General features: G+C 35.7%; 5 protein-coding genes and 1 pseudogene. 4 read left to right on the plus strand and 2 right to left on the minus strand.

Annotated features, from left to right (window positions below):
• Both AB4Y90_RS14905 and AB4Y90_RS14910 read left to right on the plus strand, forming a co-directional pair.
• Positions 1–613: OmpA family protein (locus AB4Y90_RS14905; RefSeq protein ID WP_441558327.1), on the plus strand; the 613-nt coding region annotated here is incomplete at its 5' end.
• A gap of 62 nt (positions 614–675) precedes the next feature.
• Positions 676–1,572 carry a mechanosensitive ion channel family protein gene (locus AB4Y90_RS14910; protein ID WP_441558328.1) on the plus strand — a complete coding sequence of 299 codons (897 nt, stop codon included), beginning with the start codon at positions 676–678 and terminating at the stop codon, positions 1,570–1,572.
• A gap of 144 nt (positions 1,573–1,716) precedes the next feature.
• Here the strand turns inward: AB4Y90_RS14910 and AB4Y90_RS14915 are convergent.
• Both AB4Y90_RS14915 and AB4Y90_RS14920 read right to left on the minus strand, forming a co-directional pair.
• A pseudogene (locus AB4Y90_RS14915) lies at positions 1,717–2,639 on the minus strand (cytochrome d ubiquinol oxidase subunit II).
• On the minus strand, positions 2,636–3,979 hold the full coding sequence (locus tag AB4Y90_RS14920; protein WP_441558329.1) for a cytochrome ubiquinol oxidase subunit I: 1,344 nt from the start codon (positions 3,977–3,979) through the stop codon (positions 2,636–2,638). The pseudogene AB4Y90_RS14915 and the gene AB4Y90_RS14920 overlap by 4 nt, the downstream one beginning before the upstream one ends.
• Positions 3,980–4,211: 232 nt before the next feature.
• Between AB4Y90_RS14920 and gyrB the strand changes: the two genes are divergently transcribed.
• Both gyrB and AB4Y90_RS14930 read left to right on the plus strand, forming a co-directional pair.
• The gene (gyrB, locus tag AB4Y90_RS14925) at positions 4,212–6,146 is read left to right on the plus strand and encodes a DNA topoisomerase (ATP-hydrolyzing) subunit B (RefSeq protein WP_441558330.1); all 1,935 of its coding nucleotides are present in this window, start codon (positions 4,212–4,214) and stop codon (positions 6,144–6,146) included.
• A gap of 135 nt (positions 6,147–6,281) precedes the next feature.
• On the plus strand, positions 6,282–8,009 hold a 1,728-nt coding region (locus tag AB4Y90_RS14930), incomplete at its 3' end, for a DUF3857 domain-containing protein (protein WP_441558331.1).

Genomic DNA, 8,009 nt, shown 5'->3' on the forward strand with positions numbered 1-8,009 from the left:
TTCAGAAAACCGTGCAAATACGGTTCGGGATTATCTTCAGAATAAAATCTTAGAAAATATACAATTAATAAGTGTTGTTGGTTTAGGTGAAGAAAAACAGATAAACGACAGCAGCACCGAAGAATTACGTGGAAAAAACCGACGAGTAGATATTTTTATAGAAAAAGCCTTTGCTCCCGGAGAGAAAATTTCAAGAAACGTTTTGCCAAGTTTTTTCAGCACAGAAATTTCTCAGATGAAAGTAAAAGACACTTTTGCGCTTCCGAATGTTAATTTTGTCGGCGGTCGTCATGTCTGGCTTCCGAAAGGACAGTCTGAGATTTTAAAACTTTTAAAAATACTGAAAGAAAACCCAACATTAGAAATCGAACTGCAAGGTCATATCTGCTGCGATTACGAAAATTTTGATGGTGAAGATCTGGATTTGAAAACATTTAATCTTTCGTTTACCAGAGCCAATGCAATTAAAGAATATCTGATAAAAAACGGAATAGATTCTAAAAGAATTACTGCAAAAGGACTTGGTCATCTCAATCCTGTCGTTTATCCCGAAGAAACAGAATCTGATAAAGTAAAAAACCGAAGAGTAGAATTGGTCTTGATTAAAAAATAATACTTTAAAACTTAAGTTTTTTTAAGAACAGGCAAACTTATTTATTTTTTTATAAATTTACAGTGGCTGAAGTAGCCGAAAAAAACACAATAAAATCTATGTTTGATCTGAATAAAGCCATAGAATTGATCGATGAAAAGCTGGATCTCTGGTTCCGGGAAATTGTAAAGATTTTACCAAATCTGCTTTTGGCAGCATGTATTTTGGTGATCGGGTTTTTCGTAGCAAAATGGATCCGCAAGCTGACCTTAAAAATTTTCGGTAAGATTTCTACCAACCACACTATTGTTAATCTTTTCAGTACATTTATTTATATCACCGTTCTTGGTGTTGTATTTTTTACAGCGTTAAGCATTTTAAAGCTTGATAAAGCGGTTACCTCAATTCTTGCCGGAGCCGGAATTTTTGGGCTGGCTTTGGCTTTCGCATTTCAGGATATTGCGTCAAACTTTATTTCGGGTATTTTTATTTCTTTTCGAAAACCTTTGCATATCGGTGATATTGTTTCTGTTAAAAACTATATGGGAAAGGTAATGGAAGTTAATCTTCGCGATACCGTTATCAAAACTTTTCAGGGTAAAATGGTAATCATTCCGAATAAGGATGTCTTTCAGAATCCGGTAGAGAACTATTCGCTTTTAGGGAAACGTCGTCTTGATCTGAAGATCGGTGTTTCTTATGATTCTGATCTTGAAAAAGTGGCACAAATTGCTGTAGATGCTTTAAAAAATATTCAGGGTCTTGCTCCGGAAGAAGAAATTACACTTTTTTACCAGGAGTTTGGTGATAGCTCCATCAACTTTACCGTACGTTTGTGGTGCAGTTCTACCGAGCAGATCAATTATCTCAAAATGGGTCACGATGCAATTATTTCAATTAAAAAAGCTTTTGATGAGCATAAAATAAATATTCCGTTTCCTGTGAGAACACTTGATATAAACTGGCCCGAAAAAATGTAGAAATTATCAGTTTTTATCTTCAATTTTTTATTTAACCGAAAAAAATAATATTCTCGGTTTAAAACTTATCATTTAACAAAAAAGTAATTCTCTTTTGTGGTTAGAAAAATAAGTTTAAAGAAATTTCTTGATAAAATTTAATAATTATTTGTTTGATGCCTTTGTAAATGAAAACATCAGATAAAATAAAAACGGTAAAATAAACAGGGAACCAAGAATTAAAGCCCATCCTAATGCGGAAATTGTTTTTGGCGAAGCAATATGTTCCAATAATGAAAGATGCTGTCCGTTTCCTAATAAAATAATATCAGGATTGTGTTGGTAAGTTGCCGCAACTAAAATCATAATGATCTGAAATCCTGCCAAAGCTCTTACCGGAAGCAGCTTTTTCTTATGCATCGCTCTTAAGATTAAACCTAAAGCAACAGTTGCAAAACTAATTGCCATTACACCAAGATATTTTGAGAAAATCCATTTCGTTAAAGGAATGCCGGAAAGATACGCTGCCAGGAAAACCAATAATCCCGTAATAACTACGAAAAGCATAGTTTGGTGCGACTTGGCGATCATTAATTCTAATTCTAACCGGTCGCTGGTTTCGCGCAAAGAAAAAATCGATGCCAAATATGCACAAAGCGCAACAGTAAATAGTCCGACTGCAATACCAAACCAATTGAGCCAGCTGAAAACGTACAAATCTAAAAAGTTATTTGCATCAGGATTGATCGATTTTGAAACAGTTGCAGCCGCAATTAAACCTAAGAAAAATGGAGTTAGTAAGCTTGCATAATAGAAAATCTGTGTATAAATAATCTGCCATGAAGATATGTTGACAATGTTGTATAAATCTCAGGAAATCCTACAAATAAAATAACGATGGCGATAATCAGCCACATATGATTGGCTTCCCAGACAGGAGCAATCGATTCGTACATGATCTTTTCGGTATGTTTTCTGTTTTTCTTTTTGGTCATTAATTCTACGATTCCCGCTCCGAAATCTGCGCCGCCCAAAATCACGTAGAGACAAACGGAAAGCCATAGAAAACCAATAACAACGTAGATCATGATTTTTTGTTTTTAGAATTAAACTGAGGATCTGTAGGATCATAAAGTCTGGGAACCATCTGTATCTGTCTTCTCAAAAGGAAAATAATAATTAATGATAACGAAATAAAAATAGCCGTAAAAAAATAAAAAGAATATTGAATTCCCGGCATGGGTGTAACGGCATCAACGGTTCTCATTATTCCGTAGATAATCCAGGGTTGTCTTCCGACTTCGGTTACCGTCCAGCCTGCTTCCAAAGCGATATATCCGAAAGGTGTAGCAAATAAAAATGTTTTTAAAAGCCAGTTTTTATTCAGCCATTCTTTCCTGAAAAAATATGCATATAAATAAATGCCTCCGATAATAATCATCACAACTCCAAAGAAAATCATAATCTGAAAAGCGTAATGTACAACTGCAATCGGCGGCCATTCATCTCTCGGAAAATCATTCAGACCTTTCACTTCAGAATTAAAATCATTACTTACCAAAAAACTTAAAACTTTTGGAATTTTTAAAGCATATTTAATTTCTCCTTTCTCTTCATCGGGAATTCCGCCGAGAACAAAAGCTGCTCCTTTTTCGGTTTCAAAATGAGCTTCCATTGCAGCTAATTTGATAGGTTGTCTTTCTGCAACAGATTTTGCGGCAACATCTCCGCTCAAAGGCGCTCCAAAAGCTCCGATCATGGCAAAACCTGCAGCAATTCTGAATGCTTTTGTATGAAACTCTACATTTTTCTTTTTCATTATTAAAAAAGCATGCACTCCCGCAACGGCAAATCCCGTTGCACAAAAAGCAGCAACCGTCATATGTAAAGCCTGCGGAAACCAGGCGTCATTAAACATCGCTTTAATTGGATCTATATTTAAATATTGTCCGTTAATATAATCAAATCCGGTTGGGGAATTCATCCATGCATTGGCTGCAACAACCAGAATTCCTGATGCTAAACCGCTTAAACCCACCAGAAATCCGCAAAACCAGTGAAACCATTTGTTGAATTTATTCCAGCCGTAAAGAAAAAAACCGATGGCAATCGCTTCGATAAAAAATGCTGTACCTTCAAGGGAAAACGGCATTCCGAAAATTGGTCCGGCATGTTTCATAAATCCGGGCCAAAGAAGACCGAGCTCAAAAGACAGCATCGTTCCCGAAACTGCACCGGTTGCAAATAAAATCGCCACACCTTTGCTCCAGGCTTTGGTCAGACCTTTATAAATTTCGTTTCCGGTCTTAAGGTATTTCGAGTGGGCAAATGCCATCAGAAAAGGCATTACCATTCCAACACAGGCGAAGATGATATGAAAACCTAAAGACAGCGCCATCTGAGCGCGTGCAGCAATAAAATCATCCATAAAGTTTAATTTTTCAGCTTAAAGTTACGGATAAAATAACGGTATCTTTATATGATTTAAAACATTGCAGTAAATTCAGATCTGCATTGTAACTTTATTGTTTTTTTCTTTAAAACAAAGCCTTTTTTTAAGGATTAATTCTGACATTTTTAGACCAAATTAACTTTCATAATTCAGAAAAAATCACGATATTTGTGGGTCTTTGCATTTAGCAGGATTTTTAATATTTTATATGAGTCAAAAACAATATACAGCTAGTAGTATTCAGGCATTGGAAGGAATGGAACACGTTCGTATGCGTCCTTCAATGTACATTGGTGATGTGGGAGTAAGAGGTCTCCATCATTTGGTTTATGAAGTAGTAGATAACTCTATTGACGAGGCTTTGGCAGGATACTGCGACACCATTTTCGTCAGTATTAAAGAAGGAAACGGAATTGAGGTTAGTGATAACGGTAGAGGTATTCCGGTTGACTTTCACGAAAAAGAACAAAAATCTGCTCTTGAAGTTGTAATGACAAAAATCGGAGCCGGAGGTAAATTTGATAAAGATTCTTACAAAGTTTCCGGAGGTCTTCACGGAGTCGGGGTATCTTGTGTGAATGCACTTTCAAACCAGATGGTTACTACGGTTTACAGAGACGGAAATGTATATCAGCAAATTTATTCTAAAGGAAAAGCGCAAACYGAAGTTGAAGAAATCGGTCACAGCGAAAACAGAGGAACGAAGCAGTTTTTCCAGCCAGATGATACTATTTTTACTGAATTAGTTTATAATTACGATACTTTAGCAAGCCGTTTAAGAGAGCTTTCTTATCTTAATAAAGGAATTACAATCACGCTTACAGACGAAAGAGAAACTTTGGAAGACGGTTCTTTCAAAACTGAAATTTTTCATTCTGAAGGTGGTTTGAAAGAATTTGTTGCATACATCGACGGAAACCGTGAATCGATCATGGAACACGTTATTTTCATGGAAGGTGAAAGAGATGATATTCCGGTTGAGGTTGCTATGCGTTACAATACATCATTCAACGAAAATCTTCATTCTTACGTAAATAATATTAATACTCACGAAGGAGGAACTCACTTGGCAGGTTTCAGACGTGCTTTAACGAGAACGTTGAAGAAATATGCAGACGAATTAGGTCTTCCTGCAAAAGAAAAAGTTGAAATTACAGGAGACGATTTCCGTGAAGGTTTAACGGCGGTTGTTTCTGTAAAAGTAATGGAACCTCAGTTTGAAGGACAAACCAAAACAAAACTGGGTAACTCGGAGGTTTCAGGAGCGGTTGATAAAATCGTTGGTGAAATGCTGACGAATTTCCTTGAGGAAAATCCTAACGAGGCAAAAATAATCGTACAGAAAGTTGTTTTAGCGGCAAAAGCAAGACAGGCTGCGAAAAAAGCCCGTGAAATGGTTCAGAGAAAATCTCCGATGGGAGGTTCTGGTCTTCCAGGAAAATTATCTGACTGTTCATCTAAAAGCCCTGAAGAATCTGAACTATTCTTAGTAGAGGGAGATTCCGCAGGTGGAACGGCAAAACAAGGTCGTGACCGTCATTTTCAGGCGATTTTGCCATTAAGAGGTAAGATTTTGAACGTTGAGAAATCAATGCTTCACAAAGTTTATGAAAATGAAGAAATCAAAAATATTTATACAGCACTTGGTGTTTCTGTAGGAACAGAGGAAGACAGCAAAGCTTTAAATATGACGAAACTGAGATACCATAAAATTGTAATCATGACCGATGCCGATATCGATGGTTCTCACATTTCAACCTTGATCTTAACGTTCTTCTTCAGATATATGAAAGAACTGATTGAGAACGGATATATTTATATCGCTCAACCACCTTTATATTTATTGAAAAAAGGAAACAAAAAAGTGTACGCTTATAACGAAAAAGAGCGTGAAGAGCTTACTTTTGAGATGTCTCCGGACGGAAGAGGTGTTGAGGTACAGCGTTACAAAGGTCTTGGAGAAATGAATCCTGAACAGCTTTGGGAAACCACTCTAAACCCTGAACACAGAATTTTAAAACAAGTAACGATTGACAATGCGGTGGAAGCAGATGGAGTTTTCTCTATGCTAATGGGAGACGAGGTTCCGCCAAGACGAGATTTTATAGAAAAGAATGCTAAATATGCTAAGATTGATGCATAATTAGTTACTCTAAAATATTTTTAAAAAGACTTCATTATCATAATGAAGTCTTTTTTTGTAAAATAAATCTCATAATAATGAAGTTTTTTTAACACTTTATTAAGATTTTTTATATTTTTGGAAAAATTTTTAACAATGATGAAATTATGGTGTATAGGAGCGTTTTCTTTAGCTTCATTTTATTATGCACAGAGTTATCCGGTATCTGAAATCAGTGATGTTTTAAAAAAGAATGCAAGCGCTGTCATCCGAAATGAAAGCACGGTTTTAGAAATCAATAAAGTTGATGAAATCATTTACAGAAATTCTTCCGCGATTACTATAATCAATAAAGATGCGGTTGGCTTTTCGCTTCCCAAAATTTATTATGAAAAAGGAAATACAGTTTCGAATGTAAAAGTAACGGTCTACGATGAGAAGGGCGCTAAAATAAAAAGCTACTCTAAAAGTGACTTTACCGATGTTGCTGCCAATTCGCAGGGATCGTTTTATTCTGATAACAGGATGATGTATTTATCTTATACCCCTACAAGTTATCCTTATACCATTGAATTCAGTTACGATCAAAAGGATCAGAATACTGTTTTTATCCCGGATTTTACGCCTTATAACGATTTTAATATTTCTTTACAGAAAAGTAGTTTTAAGATTATCAATAAATCAAGAATCAATTTAAGATCGAAAACCTATGATTCACCTTTCGGGTTTGCCTCGGTCAATGTATCTGATGAGGATGGAGGTAAATTGTATACTTATCAAAACATTCCTGCAATTGACCATGAAGATATGGTTCCTAATCCTCAGAAAATATTGCCGAAAGTAAGCTTTTCTCTGGAGCAGTTTAATCTTGTTGGAAAAAAGGGAAATATCACCACCTGGAAAGATTTCGGATTGTGGTATTATAATAATCTCTTAACTCCGGTTTCAGTTTCTACTCCGCAGATAAAATCTGAAATTGCAGCGCTTAACCTTTCAGGATCTACAGAAGAAAAGGTGAAGAAAATCTATCAGTACATGCAAAGCAAAACACGATATGTTTTCGTAGCCTTGGGAATCGGAGGTTGGCAACCGATGATGCCGGATGAAGTTCAGAAAAAAGGTTACGGTGACTGTAAAGGTCTTACCAATTATATGAAAACGCTTTTGGATGAAGCAGGCATAAAATCTTATTACGTTATTATTAATTCTAATTCATCACCCATAAGTTTTGATGTTGATTTTCCTAAAATGGGCGGAAATCATGTGATATTGGTAATCCCAACAGAAAAAGGAAATATCTGGCTTGAAAATACATCTCAGGAAATGGCTTACAATCATTTGAGCTTCAGTACAACTGACAGAAATGTTTTGGCTGTAAAACCTGATGGAATTGAGATCATGGAAACTCCAAGCTACTCGTCGCAGCAAAATAGAGAAAAACAGATTTTAAATATTCAATTAAATCCTGATAAAACAATTACCGGAAATGGTAAATTTACCTATACCGGAAATCAGTATGATTTTAATTTAGTATTTGCAGGATTAGGGCAGTCTGAAAAAAATAATACCATAAAAAGTAACCTTTCTACATTAGATTTTGAAAAGATTGAAATGTCTGATTTTAAAAACAACAGAGATTTGGCAACAATCGATTTCGATCTGAATTTCAAAGCTGCTAATTATTCTAAAATGGTGGGTTCCAGCTATATTTTCAGGGCTGTTCCTATCTACACCAATTCTATCTATCATAAAGATGAAAACCGTAACCTTCCTTTTGAAAACCGTTTTTCTTATGAAGACGAGTATGAGATTGTTTATAAGCTTCCGGCTGGCTACACTATTGAAGAAATACCGGAAAACGGAAATATCAGCTCAGAGTTTGGA

Origin of the sequence: Chryseobacterium sp. 2TAF14 (genome assembly GCF_052115105.1) — a bacterium.
In the GTDB taxonomy this organism is placed as follows: Bacteria; Bacteroidota; Bacteroidia; order Flavobacteriales; family Weeksellaceae; genus Chryseobacterium.

Bases quoted from the DNA above. Each gene is read 5' to 3' on its own strand.
- AB4Y90_RS14920 (WP_441558329.1), bottom strand. From the start codon at position 3,979: ATGGATGATTTTATTGCTGCACGCGCTCAGATGGCGCTGTCTTTAGGT.